General features: G+C 53.1%; 20 protein-coding genes. 13 read left to right on the plus strand and 7 right to left on the minus strand.

Annotated features, from left to right (window positions below; all coding sequences use genetic code 11):
* Positions 1-24 precede the first annotated feature (24 nt).
* Entirely contained in the window at positions 25-363 is a 339-nt protein-coding gene (locus LGT44_RS05025) for a rhodanese-like domain-containing protein (RefSeq protein ID WP_230332261.1), read from the minus strand.
* Between the two features lie 165 nt (positions 364-528).
* Here LGT44_RS05025 and tal point away from each other — a divergent pair, with 165 nt between their 5' ends.
* From tal to LGT44_RS05040, 3 genes are read left to right on the plus strand one after another with little or no spacing between them, the layout of a single operon-like run.
* Positions 529-1,479: a transaldolase gene (tal, locus tag LGT44_RS05030; protein ID WP_230332262.1), complete on the plus strand. Its 951-nt coding sequence runs from the start codon at positions 529-531 to the stop codon at positions 1,477-1,479.
* Positions 1,476-1,913 (plus strand): tellurite resistance TerB family protein, encoded by a 438-nt coding sequence (locus LGT44_RS05035; protein WP_230332263.1) that lies wholly within the window; start codon positions 1,476-1,478, stop codon positions 1,911-1,913. Before tal ends, LGT44_RS05035 begins: the two co-directional genes overlap by 4 nt.
* Positions 1,910-2,767, plus strand: a complete 858-nt coding sequence (locus LGT44_RS05040; RefSeq protein WP_230332264.1) for a DNA replication terminus site-binding protein — start codon at positions 1,910-1,912, stop codon at positions 2,765-2,767. Before LGT44_RS05035 ends, LGT44_RS05040 begins: the two co-directional genes overlap by 4 nt.
* A gap of 78 nt (positions 2,768-2,845) precedes the next feature.
* Here the strand turns inward: LGT44_RS05040 and sthA are convergent, their stop codons facing one another.
* The 3 genes from sthA to LGT44_RS05055 all read right to left on the minus strand — a co-directional run bounded on the left by sthA (position 2,846) and on the right by LGT44_RS05055 (position 5,663).
* On the minus strand, positions 2,846-4,237 hold the full coding sequence (gene sthA, locus LGT44_RS05045; protein ID WP_145468612.1) for a Si-specific NAD(P)(+) transhydrogenase: 1,392 nt from the start codon (positions 4,235-4,237) through the stop codon (positions 2,846-2,848).
* A gap of 137 nt (positions 4,238-4,374) precedes the next feature.
* A complete protein-coding gene (gene nqrM / locus LGT44_RS05050; RefSeq protein WP_145468610.1) occupies positions 4,375-4,608 on the minus strand; it encodes a (Na+)-NQR maturation NqrM in 234 nt (77 codons plus the stop codon).
* 17 nt (positions 4,609-4,625) lie between these two features.
* Positions 4,626-5,663, minus strand: coding sequence for an FAD:protein FMN transferase (locus tag LGT44_RS05055; protein ID WP_230332265.1), 1,038 nt, complete (start codon positions 5,661-5,663; stop codon positions 4,626-4,628).
* 217 nt (positions 5,664-5,880) lie between these two features.
* Here LGT44_RS05055 and LGT44_RS05060 point away from each other — a divergent pair, with 217 nt between their 5' ends.
* Positions 5,881-6,219, plus strand: a complete 339-nt coding sequence (locus tag LGT44_RS05060; RefSeq protein WP_145468606.1) for an ArsR/SmtB family transcription factor — start codon at positions 5,881-5,883, stop codon at positions 6,217-6,219.
* A 9-nt stretch (positions 6,220-6,228) separates the two neighbouring features.
* On the opposite strand, the gene LGT44_RS05065 is transcribed toward LGT44_RS05060, so the two are convergent.
* Both LGT44_RS05065 and LGT44_RS05070 read right to left on the minus strand, forming a co-directional pair.
* Complete coding sequence (locus LGT44_RS05065; protein WP_230332266.1) at positions 6,229-7,158, minus strand: DUF4062 domain-containing protein; 930 nt, start codon at positions 7,156-7,158, stop codon at positions 6,229-6,231.
* A gap of 64 nt (positions 7,159-7,222) precedes the next feature.
* Positions 7,223-8,167 carry an AEC family transporter gene (locus tag LGT44_RS05070; protein WP_230332267.1) on the minus strand — a complete coding sequence of 315 codons (945 nt, stop codon included), beginning with the start codon at positions 8,165-8,167 and terminating at the stop codon, positions 7,223-7,225.
* A gap of 159 nt (positions 8,168-8,326) precedes the next feature.
* Between LGT44_RS05070 and LGT44_RS05075 the strand changes: the two genes are divergently transcribed.
* The 3 genes from LGT44_RS05075 to LGT44_RS05085 are packed head-to-tail and all read left to right on the plus strand — an operon-like array spanning position 8,327 to position 10,403.
* On the plus strand, positions 8,327-8,689 hold the full coding sequence (locus LGT44_RS05075; protein ID WP_230332268.1) for a hypothetical protein: 363 nt from the start codon (positions 8,327-8,329) through the stop codon (positions 8,687-8,689).
* A complete protein-coding gene (locus LGT44_RS05080) occupies positions 8,689-9,777 on the plus strand; it encodes a class I SAM-dependent methyltransferase (RefSeq protein ID WP_230332269.1) in 1,089 nt (362 codons plus the stop codon). Before LGT44_RS05075 ends, LGT44_RS05080 begins: the two co-directional genes overlap by 1 nt.
* An 8-nt stretch (positions 9,778-9,785) precedes the next feature.
* The gene (locus LGT44_RS05085) at positions 9,786-10,403 is read left to right on the plus strand and encodes an IMPACT family protein (RefSeq protein ID WP_230332270.1); all 618 of its coding nucleotides are present in this window, start codon (positions 9,786-9,788) and stop codon (positions 10,401-10,403) included.
* Position 10,404: 1 nt separating this feature from the next.
* Here the strand turns inward: LGT44_RS05085 and LGT44_RS05090 are convergent, their stop codons facing one another.
* On the minus strand, positions 10,405-10,770 hold the full coding sequence (locus tag LGT44_RS05090; protein WP_145468594.1) for a hypothetical protein: 366 nt from the start codon (positions 10,768-10,770) through the stop codon (positions 10,405-10,407).
* Between the two features lie 447 nt (positions 10,771-11,217).
* On the opposite strand from LGT44_RS05090, the gene LGT44_RS05095 reads away from it, so the two are divergent.
* From LGT44_RS05095 to LGT44_RS05120, 6 genes are all read left to right on the plus strand, one after another.
* Positions 11,218-12,261, plus strand: coding sequence for an MBL fold metallo-hydrolase (locus LGT44_RS05095; protein WP_230332271.1), 1,044 nt, complete (start codon positions 11,218-11,220; stop codon positions 12,259-12,261).
* Positions 12,258-12,776, plus strand: a complete 519-nt coding sequence (locus LGT44_RS05100) for a hypothetical protein (protein WP_230332272.1) — start codon at positions 12,258-12,260, stop codon at positions 12,774-12,776. Before LGT44_RS05095 ends, LGT44_RS05100 begins: the two co-directional genes overlap by 4 nt.
* A gap of 72 nt (positions 12,777-12,848) precedes the next feature.
* Positions 12,849-13,394 carry a hypothetical protein gene (locus LGT44_RS05105; RefSeq protein WP_230332273.1) on the plus strand — a complete coding sequence of 182 codons (546 nt, stop codon included), beginning with the start codon at positions 12,849-12,851 and terminating at the stop codon, positions 13,392-13,394.
* 100 nt (positions 13,395-13,494) lie between these two features.
* Positions 13,495-14,829: a prephenate-dependent tRNA uridine(34) hydroxylase TrhP gene (gene trhP, locus LGT44_RS05110; protein ID WP_145468585.1), complete on the plus strand. Its 1,335-nt coding sequence runs from the start codon at positions 13,495-13,497 to the stop codon at positions 14,827-14,829.
* A gap of 98 nt (positions 14,830-14,927) precedes the next feature.
* Complete coding sequence (locus LGT44_RS05115; RefSeq protein WP_230332274.1) at positions 14,928-16,229, plus strand: ABC transporter substrate-binding protein; 1,302 nt, start codon at positions 14,928-14,930, stop codon at positions 16,227-16,229.
* The gene (locus tag LGT44_RS05120; RefSeq protein ID WP_145468581.1) at positions 16,226-16,843 is read left to right on the plus strand and encodes an RluA family pseudouridine synthase; all 618 of its coding nucleotides are present in this window, start codon (positions 16,226-16,228) and stop codon (positions 16,841-16,843) included. The genes LGT44_RS05115 and LGT44_RS05120 overlap by 4 nt, the downstream gene beginning before the upstream one ends.
* Positions 16,844-16,861 lie beyond the last annotated feature (18 nt).

The raw sequence follows: 16,861 nt of genomic DNA on the forward strand, positions 1-16,861 counted from the left end.
TGCCGGCGGCCGGATTTTGACGGCTTACTTAGCCGCCTTTGCTTTCTTATCCATTTCCGCTTTCAGGCGTAGCGCATCGCCCAGACCGCCGACATTAGTGACCTGGGTGTAGCCGAGCTCCAGCAGCGCATCGCGGGCAATGCCTGCCCGGCGGCCGGACTTACAGTACAGGTAGATATCGGCGTCTTTTTCCAGCTTCAGTTTGCCAATCTGCTCCGCCATCTGCTGGTGAGGAATATGATGGGCAACACCAACATGCCCGGCATTGAATTCATCGGCGGTGCGCACATCAATCCAGACCGGCTCACCGGCCAGAGCAACCACACTGATCAGCCATAACGCAATGCTGCTGAAAACTTTCATAATCCATCCCCAAGTGTTTGTATTGAAATGCTTTTTTAACAGAGAAAGGCAAGGGCCGCATTGACCTTGTACCGTCATTGCGACACTCTACTCAGTATCCGATCAAACTTCAGCATAGCCCGCCACAGCAAGGCCCTGCTGCCGCAAATAAGGTTTTGGAACCCCATGAGCAAACTGGACGCCCTGAGAGCCATGACCGTTGTCGTTGCCGACACCGGTGATATCGACGCCATCCGCCAGCACAAACCGCAGGATGCCACCACCAACCCGTCACTGATTCTGAAAGCGGCTGAACTGCCGGCCTACCAGGATCTCATCCGTCACTCACTGCAGTGGGCGCAAGGCATCCATAACAGCGACAGCCTGATTGTGAACGCCTGTGACAAAATCGCCGTGGCGATTGGTTGCGAAATTCTGAACATCATCCCCGGCCTGATCTCCACCGAGGTCGACGCCCGTTTATCCTTTGATACCGCCGCAACCGTTGCCAAAGCACGCAAGCTGATTCAGATGTACGCCGATGCCGGCATTGGCCGCGAACGCATTCTGATCAAAATCGCTTCCACCTGGGAAGGCATTCAGGCCGCGCGCATACTTGAGCAGGAAGGCATTCACTGTAACCTGACCCTGCTGTTCAACTTCAGCCAGGCCGTAGCCTGCGCCGAAGCCGGGGCAACGCTTATTTCTCCGTTTGTCGGCCGTATTCTCGACTGGTACAAAGCCAGCAAGCCGGACGCCGATTACAGCGGCAAAGCCGATCCGGGTGTTATTTCAGTCAGCCAGATTTACAACCATTACAAAGCTCACGGCTACAAGACGGTGGTAATGGGTGCCAGCTTCCGCAACACCGGCGAAGTGGAAGCACTGGCCGGTTGCGACAAGCTGACCATCAGCCCGGAGCTTCTGGCCCAGCTCAGCAGCTCTGCTGGCGATCTGCCGCAACAGCTGAACCCGGCGCAAGCCCACTCTGAAATCGCCAAACACAGCGTCAGCGAAGCGCAGTTCCGCTGGGCGATGAATGAAGATGCCATGGCCACCGAAAAACTGGCCGACGGCATCCGCCGCTTTGCCGCGGATCAGCAATTACTTGAACAACGCCTGAGTCAGTTACTGTGATTGAACGCCTGCTGAGCCTGTTTCGTGACGAACAAAAGCGTCCGGAACCCCACCACATCAATCTGGCCTGTGCAGCGCTGCTGGCCGAAGTCATGCGCGCTGATCACAGCATCGATGCAGAGGAAGAACAGGCACTGACTTTGGTGCTGAAAAACCTGTTTAACCTGAGCAGCAGCGAGTGCAGCGAACTGCTGCAGGATGCTCTGCAGCGGGTGGAAATATCCAGCGATCTGTTTCAGTTTACTGCGGTCATCAATCAGCAACTGGATGCCGCGGCCAAGTTCCGGCTGATGACCGGGCTGTGGCAGGTTGCCTACAGCAGCAACGGGCTGGATAAATACGAAGAGCACATTATCCGCCGCATCGCAGAACTGCTGTACGTTCCTCACAGCGAGTTTATCCGTGCCAAACTGGAAGCCCGAGATTCTCAGTGATCAGCGATCTGACCAGCGAATTTGATGCCCTGGTGGCTGCATTACAGACACTGCGCCAGCAATTACAGGACGCCCGCCCCACTCTCTGGATTCCGCTTAATCCCGGCGAGCAGAAAGCAACCAGCCAGCTGCAGTTTCTGACCGATATTATCTGTGACCTGTGGTATCGCGATGGTCAGGATGGCCGCGAAACCCGCAGCCGCCACGGCTTAGTCATGGCCAATGCAGAAATTGCAGAACAAATCCGGGCCATCAATCTGCAGAAAGACCGTTTCCGCAAAGCCGTGCAGCAGGTGCGTCAGGAATTGGACAATAATGACTGGCTGGAACATTACAGCCAGCTTGGCCAGCGCCACGATTCTCTGCGTGAATCCCTGACCTTTGCCGGCCTTAAACGCATCCATTTAAAACAGTGTTTCCGTCATATTCCGCTGCTTGAACATTGCCCGCAAAAAGTCGGCTTCAGCTGGTACGTCAACGGCCGCAGCATTAAAAAAATCAGTGTTCAGCAGGCGCAGGAAAAACTGCTGGAGCTGGGAGAAGAAAAAACACATATCCAGGTGCAGCTGAATAAACTGGCGCAGTTACCGGCTCACCTGCAACTGGCACAGATACAAACCCTGGCACCCGTGGTGCGGGCTAATCTGGTATTTAAACCTGAGTCAGGCCTGAGCAAAAAAGCCATGAATCTGGCGCTGCCATTATTTATCACAGGCTCCGACGCACAACTGCCGGCGTTTAACGAAATACCACCCGAACCACCAAGCGGACGCACCCGCCAGCAACGTGGTGATCAGAAAATCAGCGACGAAGCATTTTTGCCCAGCCTGCGCATTCATACTTATCAGGCATAAAACCCGGGCAATAAAAACAGAGCAATAAAAAAGCCGCAAAAGCGGCTTTTTTATTGCTCTGAACATGCATCTGAACACTTACAGGCGGTTCAAACCATTCAGTGCGGCAACCCGATAAGCTTCTGCCATGGTCGGATAGTTAAAGGTGGTGTTCACAAAATATTTCAGTGAATTCCCTTCGCCCTTCTGACTCATAATTGCCTGACCGATGTGCACAATTTCAGCCGCCTGGTCACCAAAGCAATGAATGCCAAGAATTTCCAGCGTCTGGCGATGGAATAATATTTTCAGCATACCAACGCCTTCGGCGGTGATTTGTGCGCGGGCCAGATTTTTGAAGAAGGCCTGCCCTACCTCGTACGGAATTTTTTCTTCCGTCAGCTGACGCTCAGTTTTACCAACCGAGCTGATTTCCGGAATGGTATAAATCCCGGTTGGAACCGAATCGACAAAACGGAAATCTTCCGGTGAAGCAATAATGGCTGCCGCTGCACGCCCCTGATCGTAGGCTGCAGAAGCCAGCGATGGCCAGCCAATCACATCACCTACCGCATAGACATTGGAAATGGCCGTGCGGTATTCATGATCGACATCGATCTGACCGCGCCCATTTGGTTTCAGGCCAATATTTTCCAGCCCAAGACCTTTGGTATTACCGCTGCGCCCTGCCGCCCAGAGGAAGGCATCCGCTTTTACTTTTTTGCCAGACGCCATCACCATCGTCACATAACGCTCATTGCCTTCGACTGAATCGAATTGCTCGTTGTGACGGATTAATGCACCTTTATCACGCAGGTGATAACTGAGGGCATCTGAAATTTCATCATCAAGGAAATTCAGCAGACGATCACCCGGGTGAATTAAGTCTACCTTTACGCCCAGACCGGAAAAAATAGAGGCATATTCACAGCCAATAACCCCGGCGCCATAAATAATAATGGTGCGCGGCGTGTGCTCCAGCTGCAGGATGGTGTCTGAGTCGTAAATACGCGGGTGGGTAAAATCAATATTGTCCGGACGCCATGGGCTGGAACCGGTGGCAATAACAATTTCCTGCGCATGCAAGCGGGTATTGCTCATGCTGCCATGGTAAACATCAATGGTATTGGCATCGGCAAATTTTGCGTTACCGGTGTACACGCTGATGCGGTTGCGCCCGTAAAATTCAGTGCGCAGCTTTACCTGTTTGGCAATTACACGCTCAGCATTTTTTAATACCCGCGGGAAAGAAAACCAGCGCGGCTCGCCAATCTCCCGGAACATCGGATTGGTGTTGAACTGAATGATTTGTTTAACAGCATGACGCAACGCTTTTGAAGGAATTGTGCCCCAGTGGGTACAGTTTCCGCCGACCATGCTTTTATCCTCGACGACCGCCACCTTTTTGCCTTTTTTGGCGGCGTTCATTGCGGCACCTTCCCCGGCGGGGCCTGCACCTATAACAACGACGTCGTAGTGATAATCTGCCATGCCTGTTTACTCCATCATTCCGTCGGATTTCCGCAGAATAGACTGCGGTTTAAAGTGTGCGACAGGCCGTATGTTGAGGCCTGCCGCAGCTATCATAGACAGCTGTTATTGTAGGTGAAAATACCTATTCCGCATGATTAGCGCTTAGTCGCATCATAGAAATCTGCGCCAGACGACTGCTCAGCAGCCTCTTTGCTTTCTTTTTCGCATTTATTTTTGTCGCCACCGCAAACATCACAGGCGCCATCCATACCGATGGCGCTCATGCCGCCACAGGAACCACTGATTGGCTTACGGCCAACTAATACACCAATGGCCATTGCCGCAACGATCAGCAGCATAACGGCGAACGCAACCAACATTGTTAACATAATCAGATCCTCGTAAGTCAGTGTTCAACTGACTGATAATGTGGAAACAGCTGACGAAAACGACTGGAAGCCAGTTCATAAAAGCCATCATCAGCGCGCACAATCATAAAAACAGCCAGTTGCTCCTGCTCGGCCAGTTGCATGCCGACATCCGGGCCTGCAACATTTAAAGCGGTTGCCCAGCCATCCGCCATACCGGCTGATTCATGGACAACGGTTACCGAAGCCAGACGATGAACAATCGGGCGACCGGTAAAAGGATTGATGGTGTGAGAATAGCGCACACCATTTTCTTCAAAATAATTGCGGTAATCACCGGACGTTGCGACCGCCATCTCACCAGGCTCAATCACCAGTTCTATGCCGCGAACATCGGGCATACTACCCGGACGCTCTACCGCAATGCGCCAGAGAGAACCATCCGGCTTCACACCAGAGGTATGCACCTCACCACCCACTTCAACCATAAAACGTGAGATGCCCTGAGTACGCAAAAGATCCGCCAGTTCGTCTACCGCCCAGCCTTTGGCAATAGCTGACAAGTCGATATACAGAGGCTTTTGCAGCCTTACCGCTGATGTCGCGGCATTCAGCTCAATGGCTTCCGGCCCGGTCTGCGCCAGCGCCGCAGCGATAGCAGCATCCGAAGGCACCTCATCAGTGGCCGGAGTCGGGCCAAATCCCCAGAGATTCACCAATGGGCCAACGGTAACATCAAATAGTCCACGACTTTTCGTATGAATTTCCGCAGCGTCAGTGAGGACTGCAAAGAGGTCTTCAGATAATACTGTCCAGCCGCCGTCAGACACAGGCAAACGCCCCTGATTCAGCTTAGATAATTCGGAGTTCGGGTCGTAAGTTGACATGCTGCGGTTAATATCAGCCAGGCGTTGATCGATCTGCGCCTGAATACCGGCTGCAGCGTTCTGGTCCTGCCCGACCCAGAGAATATGATAGGACGTCCCCATGGTCGGTCCACTGATACGGATGACGTCATCCGCTGGTTGAGAACACCCGGCCAGAAACACCAAAAGCAAAACAACAAAAATACGCATAACAGTTCCCATAAAGGCTGGCCGCAGTATACCTATTGTTGCCGTGGCTTGCATGACACCCGAATGGAAAATACCTTTCTCAGCGGCAGCCAGCCAACCGGCAACTAATAACAAAACAGAATATCCATAGAAATAATCATTACACAGGATGACTACATAATTATATTCTCAGTGCAGCAGTTGATTTAAAATCCGCGTACATACCGGAGAGAGCTATATGCAAGAAGTAATGTCTGATGAAATGCTGGAACTGATCGCCCAGCGCTTCCGACTGCTGTCGGACCCAATGCGCCTGCGAATCCTGCACCAGCTGCAGGGGGGAGAAAAATCCGTCAGCGAGCTGGTTGAGGCGACCGGTGCGTCACAACCTAATGTATCCAAGCACCTTTCAACTCTCCGTACCCACGGCCTGGTTCGCCGTCGCCAGGAAGGCAATATGGCTTACTTCAGTATCGGGGCACCGTTCATTTTTGATGTGTGCAATACCGTCTGCGACAGCATGAAAAGTGAATGGGAGCAGCGTAACTCCCTGCTTGGCCAGTTCAATAACGCCTGAAACCACCTGTCAGGCTTTGGCGACATCCGCCAGAGCCTTCCACAATGCCCGCACACCTTCGCCACTGACCGTCACAAACCCCAGGCCCTGCCATTGACGCAAAATCTGCTGGAACTGCCCGCGACTGATACGGATATCATCCACTGCATGCGCCTGAGTGTTACGCTTTAACAGCTGGGATTTCACCGTTCCGGCCACGACGCCCTCCAGTTGTGCGCGTAAACGATCTTCACTGGCACCGCTTTTCAGCAGCGGCATCACACCCTGCAGCAACTGATCCAGCCGCACCGGCAGCAACACCTCTTCCTGCGACAGATTTCCTCCCTGATAGACCTTGGCAGCAATCTGCAGATTCACCACCTGGCGGCTGCGGGCAAGACGCTGGCGTGCTGACAATGGCTCCGCCGTCTCTTTTGCAGGTTCAGCGGCGATAGGCATTTCTGCCACCTTCCCTGCTCCGGCAGGCACCCAGCCCGGACCAAGAACCAGCATGGAACTGGACAGAGAAGCCCGAACATGGGACATCAGCTCTTCGCGCAGGTGCCACAGCTTGTAGGGTGACTGCTGAGCCACAATCCGGTGAAAACCGGCAAGACGACGCTGATCTTCAGTCAGATTCTTTTCCGGCAGAGTATTTTTAATAAAAGCCAGGGTTGGTTTATTCAGCGATTTGGCATGAACAAATTCACGATGCAGATAGCTGATACCTGTCGGTGCCATCGGGCCGTAATCGTCACCCAGCAACAGAATAAACAGGTCTGCGCTTTCAATTTGCGAGCGCACCAGATTCCAGTCATAAGGGCCGGCATCTTCACGACAGGCAAAGCCGACATTGACCATACCGTGACGGGCAAGCTGCCTTTGTACTTCATAACGTTCCAGATCCAGACCCTGAGAATTTGAGGCCAGATAGACCAGATAGCGTTTATCTACAGGCATTGAGCTCACCGACAGCGATTCCCTTTTATTTGGCAAAGCAATTTGAATTGTTTTCTGACGTCAACTATACCAGCGGCAAAAGACTGAGGACATAGACAAATCCACTGACCGTCAGCACAGAGCCAATTGTTGTCAATGCAATGGCATTAGCCGTCAATTCCGCATCCGACCCCATACTTCTGGCCATCACGAATGCCGCAGCGGCAGTTGGGCTGGCAAACATCAGACAGATAACACCCAGCTCAACGCCTCGAAAGCCACACATCCATGCCGCCACTGCAATAATAACAGGCACGACCAGCAATTTAAGAGTAACGATATGCAACACGACGGCACTGCCACGTCGCAACGCGGCAAAACTAAGCGACCCACCGACTCCGATTAATGCCAGAGGCAATGTCATCGCCGCCAGAGAGTTACCGACCCGCAACGCAACCTCCGGCAGAGGCCACTGCAACGCACTGAATGGCACAGCCAGGACAATGGCGATGATCAGAGGATTCGACAATATAAGACGTAACTGAGCCAGCCAGCGAACCTGTTGCTGCCGGGTAAGAAAAAATACAGCCAGCAGATTGTACACCGGGGTAATCACCGCCAGCAGCAAGACACCCAACACACCGCCTTCCTCACCATAAGCATTAATACAGAGCGCCAGACCGATGATGCCGAGGTTGCTGCGAAACGACGCCTGAATAAAAGCCCCACGTTGCGGCACAGACAACATAAGCGCCCCGGCCCACAAAGCAGACAGCAGCGCTCCCAGCAGTGCCGCCGACAGAACAAAACCAATCAGAGGTAAATGCTGCCCGGCGCCGCTGTCCGAACGGGCAACAGCCATAAACATCAGAACCGGCAGGGTAATATTGAAAACCAGCTTTGATGACGTGGCGATGAACGCATCATCAATCACGCTACGCCGCCGCAGCAGTAATCCGAGCAAAACAAGGATAAAAATAGGGAGAGTTGTTTCCAGCGTAAACAGCAACGACTGCCAGTACATATCCATTCCGGTTACCGTCAATAATGGTCTGATGTCCGCAGCGTATGCAGACAATCAGCGAGCGGAGCGCCACCTTACGCTTTACACGAAAAAAGTAAATCCGCATTACAACCCCTCACGGACTGCGCTAAAATGGCGGGCTACGCACCTCGCAGCATAATTCCGATGACCCGCATTAAGAAAACCCGCTCCCTGAAGCGCATCCACAAAGTAAAGACCGGCAGCATTTCCAAACTGAAGCGCGAAGCTGGTGCAGACCGTCAGAACACCAAACGCCTTAAAGGCCGTAAAACGCTGTCTGTATTTGAAAAATATCTGCTTGAAAATCCGGAAGCCAAAGAAGCGCTGACCCAGCCTGCGGCTGGTGCCGAACGACCTGCCACCAAAGGCGCTGACAAGAAAAAAGACGACAAAGCCAAAAAACAAAGCAATGAATCCTCCGTTGCGGAAAAAGCGGAAGAACGCACCGAGCGCAGCAAAACCCTGCTTGAGCAGCTCGACAGCAAAGATTTTGACAATTTCTACTGATGCCAGTCTGGGAAAACACCGGACTGACACTGTCCTGTCATCCGCTCGTACCTGATCATATCGCCCTGCCCTGGGATGCTGCAGACGATTATCTGCTGACCCGGATTGAGCCGCTCAAAACCCTGACGATCAACGACCGGCATGGTGCACTGAGCTGTGCACTGGCCGCTCGCGGCATGGACGGCATCAACTGGCATGACAGCGCCTGCGCCTGCGAAGCAACCCGACTAAACCACCACAGCAACCAGCTCCCTTTGGCGAACGATCAACTGATTCTGGACGAAGACCAGATCCCATCAACCATACGTCAGGTACTGATCAAACTGCCAAAAAATCTTGAACAGCTGAAATACTGGCTGCAGTGCTGTCGCGAGCGCCTGCCGGCGGATACACGCTATTTGCTGGCGGGAATGGTCAAGCACATGCCGGTGAGTTGGCTCAACTGGCTGGAGCAGGAAGCCACGACCTACCGCCAGGAAAAAGTCGTCAGAAAGGCACGCTTGCTGGAAATGACCTTCAGCCCGCAGGCCCGCCATATCGATGACTGGCGTGGATATCAGACCGCTACCGGCCTGACACTTTCCGGCCTGCCCGGCGTGTTTTCCCGTCAACAGCATGATATTGGCAGCCGGGTTTTGCTGCAGCACACCGACTTACCCTTTGCCGGGCGCCTGTGCGACCTGGGTTGCGGCAATGGTCTGCTGGGCCTGACGCTGAAACAGGCGCATCCGGAGCTCGACGTCATTCTCACCGATGACTCCTGGCTGGCGGTGTGTTCCGCCCGCCACAATGCTATTCAGAACAAACTGGATGTATCCCTGAATCATGGCGACATTCTTGCCGGCATTGAAGAGCCTCTGGACTGGATTGTCTGCAACCCACCATTCCACGATGGTCATAAGCAGCTCACCAATATTGCCGAGCGCATGTTTGAGCAAAGCGCAGCAGCTCTGGTATCAGGTGGCCATTTACTGGTAATTGCCAACCGCCACCTCCCTTACGCAGGTAAACTGCGCAAGGAATTCCACACGGTTGAGGTTTTGTCTTCCGACAGCCGCTTCTCGGTTTACCTTTGCCAGAAACGCTGATTCCGCACATGCAGCAACCATTGATCAGCCTGCATGCCGAAACTGAAGAAAAGCGCAGCCGTTTTATCAGCCTGCTTATTCCTGTTACTTCCGAAGAGTCCGTACGCAACCGCCTGGCTACCGAGTGGCAGGCACATCCGAAAGCCAGCCATATATGCTGGGCTTTCCGTGTGCAGCCGACGCCTGCCAATGCGGGTGGAAACCTTCAATTGCAGGAAGGCTATAGTGATGATGGCGAACCATCCGGCACCGCAGGCATGCCCATTCTTAAACAATTACGGCATGCAAACCTGATAAATTGTGCCCTGCTTGTCATTCGCTATTACGGCGGCACCAAGCTCGGCACCGGCGGACTGCAGCGTGCCTACAGTCGCAGTGCACAGGACGTTCTGGCACAACTGAACGAAGAGAGTTGCGAACATATTATTCCCCGCCAGCGTCTACGTATCGCCTGTGACTTTGCCGAAGAGGCCCATATCAGATATCTGGCCGAACGCTATGACGGTGTACTGCAAAACACACAATATGATACGCAGGGGGTCATTCTGGAAGTGGATATTAAAGAGGGGGATGATCGTTTAAGGCAGGACGTCCTTGTCCGGGCAGGCGTATATATCAAAGAATAATTCAGGCCAGACGGCTTTTGCGGGCAGAGCGGGCCTGGTCAATATCAAATACCGGATTGGGTGTTAAATGCTCGGATATAAGGCGATATGCGTTTTGCTCAAGCTCACCAAAACGAACCGTTACCACGCTCAGCGTCTGTGAGGCGCGGCGAACAGAATAAACACTGCCATTACCATTTATTGTACATTCGCCGGCATAACTGCGAACCGTCAACTCAAGCTCAAGGCTCTTATAGCGCCCGGCTTCGTCACGCAGACGTTCCATTTCACACAATTGCAATTCACATTGAAAACCCAGCGGGGTTATCTCAATAATATTGCCTCGCACTAATATGTCGTCTTTTTCTTTTAATAATACGGTTGCCATGCCAATACACACCTGCCAGCTGTACACAAAACAGACAATAGCCTATATACATTTTTATGCCAAGCTCACAAAAACGTGAATGCGTAATGCCCTGTAATGAATTGCATACACATCGCTAATCTTTGTGCTTTGACGCCAAACATATAACGCTGATCATCCATCACTAACCCTGATTTATACAATATTCACAAATATCTTCGCGATAACGTGACCTACTGCTCATTTATCCGGAAATCCTCTGTATTAGCGAATAACTTAACCAGCCTGACAATAACGGCGAATTACCGCAATGGCGTAATATGGCCAAATCATATCCACCGTTAAATACCATTTCCTTATTCGCGGGTCTCCGACCCATGAGCGACAAGTAAGTTCAATTCCCCCTTACCTCCTGCGGTCGTCAAGGCTACAATTCCGCCCTTCATTCCCTGACCTGACATAACAACAATGACAAAAAAACATTCTCATCTGCTGATGCTGATCTCAGCCATCCTTATTCTGCTATCCGGTTGCTCCAGCAAGCTGCACATTCCAACCTACGCTGATGCACCAGCAACCGCCCCAGCCGCCATGCAGCATCCGCTGAGCATTCAGTATCTGGGCGTTGGCGGCCACCTGATCAAATACGATGACGTCACCCTGCTGACAGCACCTTCTTTTACCAACCCGCACTTTATGCGCGTCGGCCCTTTTATGCCGATCAGCACCGATAAAGAGCGTGTCGACCAATACCTGCCGGATGTGTCCGATGCCGAAATGATTCTGGTGGGTCATGCTCATTATGATCACCTGATGGACGTTCCTTACATCATGAATCAGTACGCCACCAAGGCAGATGTCTATGGTTCCCGCACCATGGCCAATACGCTGATGCCTGCAGTACCCGCCGAGCGGATTCATGTGATGAACGATCTTATGGGCAACATCAGCAAACCCGGCGAATGGGTATACAGCCATAGCGGGCGTATCCGCATCATGGCGCTGGAGTCTTTCCATGCCCCCCACTTTATGGGCATGAAATTTATGCAGGGTACCTATGATGAGCCGCAGGAATCGCTGCCATGGCATGCCTTTGGCTGGAAAGAAGGCCAGACGCTGGCCTTCCTGATCGATTTTCTTGATCAGAATAAAGAGCCCGCTTACCGTATTTTTTATCAGGATTCAGCCAGTCAGGAACCACTGGGTCTGGTGCCAGAACTGGATGATCAGAAAGACATCGACATCGCGATTCTTTGCCCGGCGTCATTCTCTCAGGTTGATAACTACCCTGAGTCCATCGTGAAAAACACCCAAGCCAAACATTTTATTCTGGGCCACTGGGAAGACTTTTTTGCCAACGACCTCAGTGGCGAGCAGCGCTTTGTCCGCAACACCAACCAGGATGAATTTATTGAGCGGTTAAATGCCGTCCTGCCTGCCGGCAGCGACTGGACCTTGCCTGCTTTATTCAGCATTCAATACTTTGCCCCCGAAGGAGCATCTGCACAGTGACCACCACTCCGATTCAGCGCGCCAGTCTGTGCGCCGCTATTGCCAGCATCAACCTGCCACATATCCATTTCTGGTGTGAGCAGCAAAACGGCGATCCGGAAGCCTACCGCAAGCTGTTGAGCAAAGTGCTGTCCTACCTGCGCGGCGAGCTGAAATCGGAAGCCAACCTGCTGCGCTTTCACGAGGCCTTTTCCGAGTGGCGTCTGGCACAGAACGAAGAAGACTCGCTCTCCTATCGCATTCTGGAAGCCAGCTGCGCCGCCCTGTACAGTGCCACCGAAACCCTGTTCGACGCCGAATGTGACGATCTTGAGCTGCTGCGCCAGAGCCTGAGCGCTATTTACGATGAAATGGACGAACTGGGCGCCGAAACGGGTGATCTGCGCGAATACTGGCAAAGCCTGCAGTCAGAATGGCGCGACATGATCACCGACAACAGCCGCATTCCGCTGCCTAAAGCCTATTTCGCATGGCTGAAAGAAGCGGATGTCAGCCTGTTCGGACTGGCTGATTAAAGCAGGATGCTGCCCGCGGGCTTTCAGGATAAACTGCCCGGAAGCCCGCGCCCTAACGACCAAGGAACTGTTATGAGAAAGATGCCTTCAGCCCTCAAAGCATTCACGCTGAGCCTGACACTGCTTGCCAGTACACTGAGCTATGCCTCGCCAGCCTCAATGGAAACCCTGCGCCTGCGCGATCAGCATGACACCCCTATTAAGATGTCCGCCAACGTGCGCTTTGTCATCTTTGCCCACGACATGCCAGGCAAAGATCTGGTGAAAGAGATGCTGGCCAAAGCCGGCGAAAACTACCTGACCGAACATCACGTCGTGTTTGTTGCCGATGTCAGTGGCATGCCGCGCATCATCGCCCGAATGTTCGCCTACCCCGCCATGCGTAAAGCACCCTATCAGATTCTGATTGACGAAGTTGGCAGCCGCACTGGTGACTGGGAGCGTCAGGACTCGGCCGTTACCCTGTTCCGCCTGCAGGAATTTGCTGTTACCGGCTACGAGTTTATCGATACTCCGGAGGCTCTGAACGAAGCCATTAACCGTGCCGCAGAAGCGGTTACAGAAGTGCCAGAAACACAGACCGAAGAGAGCGACACGGAAACACCGGCCGGCGAATAGATCCAGCGCAAGTTTCGCGCAGCTTTTGCCCGGCCCGGGCTGCGGAGCTTTCCGCCAGCCTGATATAATGCCCGGATTTTCTATCCGGGCATTTGTTTTTATGACACCTGAATTACTCTCTCCCGCCGGCACCGTACGTAACATGGAATACGCCTTTGCCTATGGCGCCGATGCCGTTTACGCCGGCCAGCCGCGTTACAGCCTGCGCGTGCGCAACAACGATTTCACCCTCGACAATCTGGCCTATGGCATCGGCCGTGCTCACGAACTGGGTAAACAGTTTTACGTCGCCAGCAACATCGCGCCACACAACAGTAAAATCGACACTTATATGCGCGATATTGAGCCGGTGATCGGTATGAACCCGGACGCACTGATCATGTCCGATCCGGGCCTGATCATGATGGTCAAAGACCGCTGGCCGGATCAGGTGATTCACCTGTCGGTGCAGGCCAACGTGGTGAACTACGCCTCGGTTGAATTCTGGCGCCGCCAGGGCGTAAGCCGCATCATTCTGTCGCGCGAGCTGTCTCTGGAAGAAATTGCTGAAATCCGCCAGCGCTGCCCGGAAATGGAAATCGAAGTGTTCGTCCACGGCGCTCTGTGCATTGCCTATTCCGGTCGCTGCCTGCTGTCTGGCTATATGAACCATCGCGATCCGAATCAGGGTACCTGCACCAACGCCTGCCGCTGGAAGTACGATGCTCACGAAGCGCAGGAAACCCTGTCCGGTGATGTAATCCCGGCCGGTGTAAACGAATTTGACCCGACACTGGGGATTGGTCAGCCATCTGATAAGATTTTCCTGCTGCAGGAAGGCAACCGCGATAACGAATACATGCCAGCCTTCGAAGACGAGCATGGCACTTACATCATGAATTCAAAGGATCTGCGCGCCATCCAGCATATCGAAAAGCTGGTAGAGCTGGGTGTGCACTCGCTCAAAATTGAAGGCCGCACCAAATCACACTACTACGTAGCGCGCACCGCCCAGGCCTACCGCAAGGCAATCGACGATGCTGTTGCCGGTCGCCGCTTTGATAAAAATCTGATGGACACCCTGGAAAACATGTCCAACCGTGGTTACACCGAAGGCTTCTTCCGTCGCCATGTACATGACGAATACCAGAATTATGAGCGTGGCAGTTCACTCAGTACCCGTCAGCAATTTGTTGCTGAAGTCGTTGCCAGCGACGATAAAGAACTGACGCTTGACGTTAAAAACCGTTTCGAAAGTGGCGATTCAATGGAATTGATGACCCCCGCAGGCAACATCAGCTTCACCCTGAACAGCATTCTCGACCGTAACAATAAGCCGCGCGATGATGCCCCCGGTTCTGGTTTTGTTGTCAAAATCCCCCGTCCTCAGGGCGTCTGCACAGAAGATCTGAGCAAAGCGCTGCTGATCCGCAATCTGCCGGAATTAACCGCCTGAATCAGGGTCAAACTGCGCCAGGGCTTCTCTGTCAGAGAAGCCTTCTCTATAGTTCACCTGAGTAAACTCACGGATAAACAACAAAAAACGGGGACGTTATGAAATACGCGCTGCAATCTGTGCTGTTTGTCGCCTGCCTGCTGTTCGGACTGACCGTACAGGCCGCAGACGATGCACCACGAACCACGGTCGAGACCACGGCCAAAGCCATGACCGATCGTCTGATCAGTGACCGGGAATTAGTCCAGAATCAGGAGAACTACGTTGAACAACTGGTCGATGAGCTGCTGCTGCCAGTGGTCGACCACGTTTATATGGCCAAGCGTGTTCTGGGTAAATACTGGAAACGGGCATCCATGGAGCAGCAAAAAACCTTCACCATTGCCTTTAAAGAGAAAGTCATCCGCACTTATGCCGGAGCTTTCCGCGCCTTTGACGGCCAGACCATTTTATTTGAAGACTCCCGTCTGAATGACGAAGGCAATCAGGCCATTGTTAAAAGCCAGATTCAGCGGGTTGGCGCACCACCGATCCGGGTCGACTACAAACTTTATCTGAAGCAGAAGCAATGGCAGGTATTTGACGTCATTATCGAAGGAGTCAGCCTGACCAAGAGCTTCCGTGATCAGGTATCCCTGAGCATCGAACAGGATGGCCTGGCACAGGCTATTTCAAAACTGGCCGATGAATACAAGAGTGCCGCCCCAACGGTAAAGCTGGGGGCACGCGCGTGGGGACCTTATCTGGGCAGTAACCTGCCCGGTTTTGGTCTTGCAGCCGATATTGTAACGACTGCATTCGCGCGTGCCGGCTATCAGGTCGAACTGGTGTTTGCTCCGGCCCTGAAGATCGAAGAAAACACCAGCGCAGGTCAGCTGCAGGGAGAAATTGCCGCCTGGCAACCTCAGCAAGCGTCAGCCACACAGCTTTATTCCGTCCCTTATCTGGAGAATACCCTGGTATTTATCAAGCGCGACGACGATCCCTTTGACTATGCCAGTCCGGATATGCTTAAGCAGCACCTGACAAACAAAGGCTACCGCCTCGGAGTTTTCAATGGTGTCGATTATGGCCAGGCGTTCAGCCAGATAGCCCCTCTGTTTCATCTGCAGAAGCTGGATTATTGCTCCCAGCTGTTCCGTGAAGTGGCCAACAAATCCATTGACCTGGCCCTGGTTGATTCCTGGATGGCGGATATTGAGCTGAACAGCAAAGAACATATTGCCAATCACCTGCAGAGAGTCGCTACGCCTTTGGCGAGCCGCGAGCTGCGTGTTAGTATCGCGCGCTCTGCAACCGGGGCCGAAGCCCTGATTCAGGCATTCAATACCGGACTGGAACGCATTAAAGCCGACGGTACATACCAATCTTTGCTGAAAAAACACAACTACCCACAATGACCCCCCTTGATATCATTCTGGCCGATGACGACATCATCATTCTGAACAAGCCCGCCGGTCTGCTGAGCGTCCCCGGACGCTACATACCCGAATCGGCCTTCTCTCTGCTGGCTGAGCAGTTCGGCGAACTGCATGTGATCCACCGCCTCGACCGCGATACATCAGGAATTATTGTTTTCGCCCGCCATAAGGCCGCGCTTACCCATGTGCAGCAACAGTTCGAAAAGCAGAAAACCCGCAAAGTGTACGAAAGCCTGGTGATCGGCCAGCTGAAAGGCAACTGGGGCTGCGTTAATCTGCCGATTTGCGTGGACTGGCCCAACCGGCCACTGCAGAAAATCAGCCACGTTAATGGCCGCTATGCCCTGACCCGCTGGAAACGACTGGCACAGGATGAAGAAACAACCCGGGTGGAAATGTATCCGAAAACCGGACGCTCCCATCAGCTGCGCCTGCATATGCTGAATCTGGGCCATCCGATTGTCGGCGACGTGTTCTACGCCGGTGAAAGTGCCAAAGAGCAGCCGCGTATGATGCTGCACGCCCGTGAGCTGGATTTCACCCACCCCGGCAGCGGCGAAGCGTTGCAGATTGTTTGCCCAACGCCGTTCTGACGCCGGACCTTATCAGCA

This window comes from Thalassolituus alkanivorans (genome assembly GCF_020447205.1).
In the GTDB taxonomy this organism is placed as follows: Bacteria; Pseudomonadota; Gammaproteobacteria; order Pseudomonadales; family Oceanobacteraceae; genus Venatoribacter; species Venatoribacter alkanivorans.

Bases quoted from the DNA above. Each gene is read 5' to 3' on its own strand.
- LGT44_RS05025 (WP_230332261.1), bottom strand. From the start codon at position 363: ATGAAAGTTTTCAGCAGCATTGCGTTATGGCTGATCAGTGTGGTTGCT.
- tal (WP_230332262.1), top strand. From the start codon at position 529: ATGAGCAAACTGGACGCCCTGAGAGCCATGACCGTTGTCGTTGCCGAC.
- sthA (WP_145468612.1), bottom strand. From the start codon at position 4,237: ATGGCAGATTATCACTACGACGTCGTTGTTATAGGTGCAGGCCCCGCC.
- nqrM (WP_145468610.1), bottom strand. From the start codon at position 4,608: ATGTTAACAATGTTGGTTGCGTTCGCCGTTATGCTGCTGATCGTTGCG.
- LGT44_RS05055 (WP_230332265.1), bottom strand. From the start codon at position 5,663: ATGCGTATTTTTGTTGTTTTGCTTTTGGTGTTTCTGGCCGGGTGTTCT.
- LGT44_RS05060 (WP_145468606.1), top strand. From the start codon at position 5,881: ATGCAAGAAGTAATGTCTGATGAAATGCTGGAACTGATCGCCCAGCGC.
- LGT44_RS05065 (WP_230332266.1), bottom strand. From the start codon at position 7,158: ATGCCTGTAGATAAACGCTATCTGGTCTATCTGGCCTCAAATTCTCAG.
- LGT44_RS05070 (WP_230332267.1), bottom strand. From the start codon at position 8,167: ATGGATATGTACTGGCAGTCGTTGCTGTTTACGCTGGAAACAACTCTC.
- LGT44_RS05075 (WP_230332268.1), top strand. From the start codon at position 8,327: ATGACCCGCATTAAGAAAACCCGCTCCCTGAAGCGCATCCACAAAGTA.
- LGT44_RS05080 (WP_230332269.1), top strand. From the start codon at position 8,689: ATGCCAGTCTGGGAAAACACCGGACTGACACTGTCCTGTCATCCGCTC.
- LGT44_RS05085 (WP_230332270.1), top strand. From the start codon at position 9,786: ATGCAGCAACCATTGATCAGCCTGCATGCCGAAACTGAAGAAAAGCGC.
- LGT44_RS05090 (WP_145468594.1), bottom strand. From the start codon at position 10,770: ATGGCAACCGTATTATTAAAAGAAAAAGACGACATATTAGTGCGAGGC.
- LGT44_RS05095 (WP_230332271.1), top strand. From the start codon at position 11,218: ATGACAAAAAAACATTCTCATCTGCTGATGCTGATCTCAGCCATCCTT.
- LGT44_RS05105 (WP_230332273.1), top strand. From the start codon at position 12,849: ATGAGAAAGATGCCTTCAGCCCTCAAAGCATTCACGCTGAGCCTGACA.
- trhP (WP_145468585.1), top strand. From the start codon at position 13,495: ATGACACCTGAATTACTCTCTCCCGCCGGCACCGTACGTAACATGGAA.
- LGT44_RS05115 (WP_230332274.1), top strand. From the start codon at position 14,928: ATGAAATACGCGCTGCAATCTGTGCTGTTTGTCGCCTGCCTGCTGTTC.
- LGT44_RS05120 (WP_145468581.1), top strand. From the start codon at position 16,226: ATGACCCCCCTTGATATCATTCTGGCCGATGACGACATCATCATTCTG.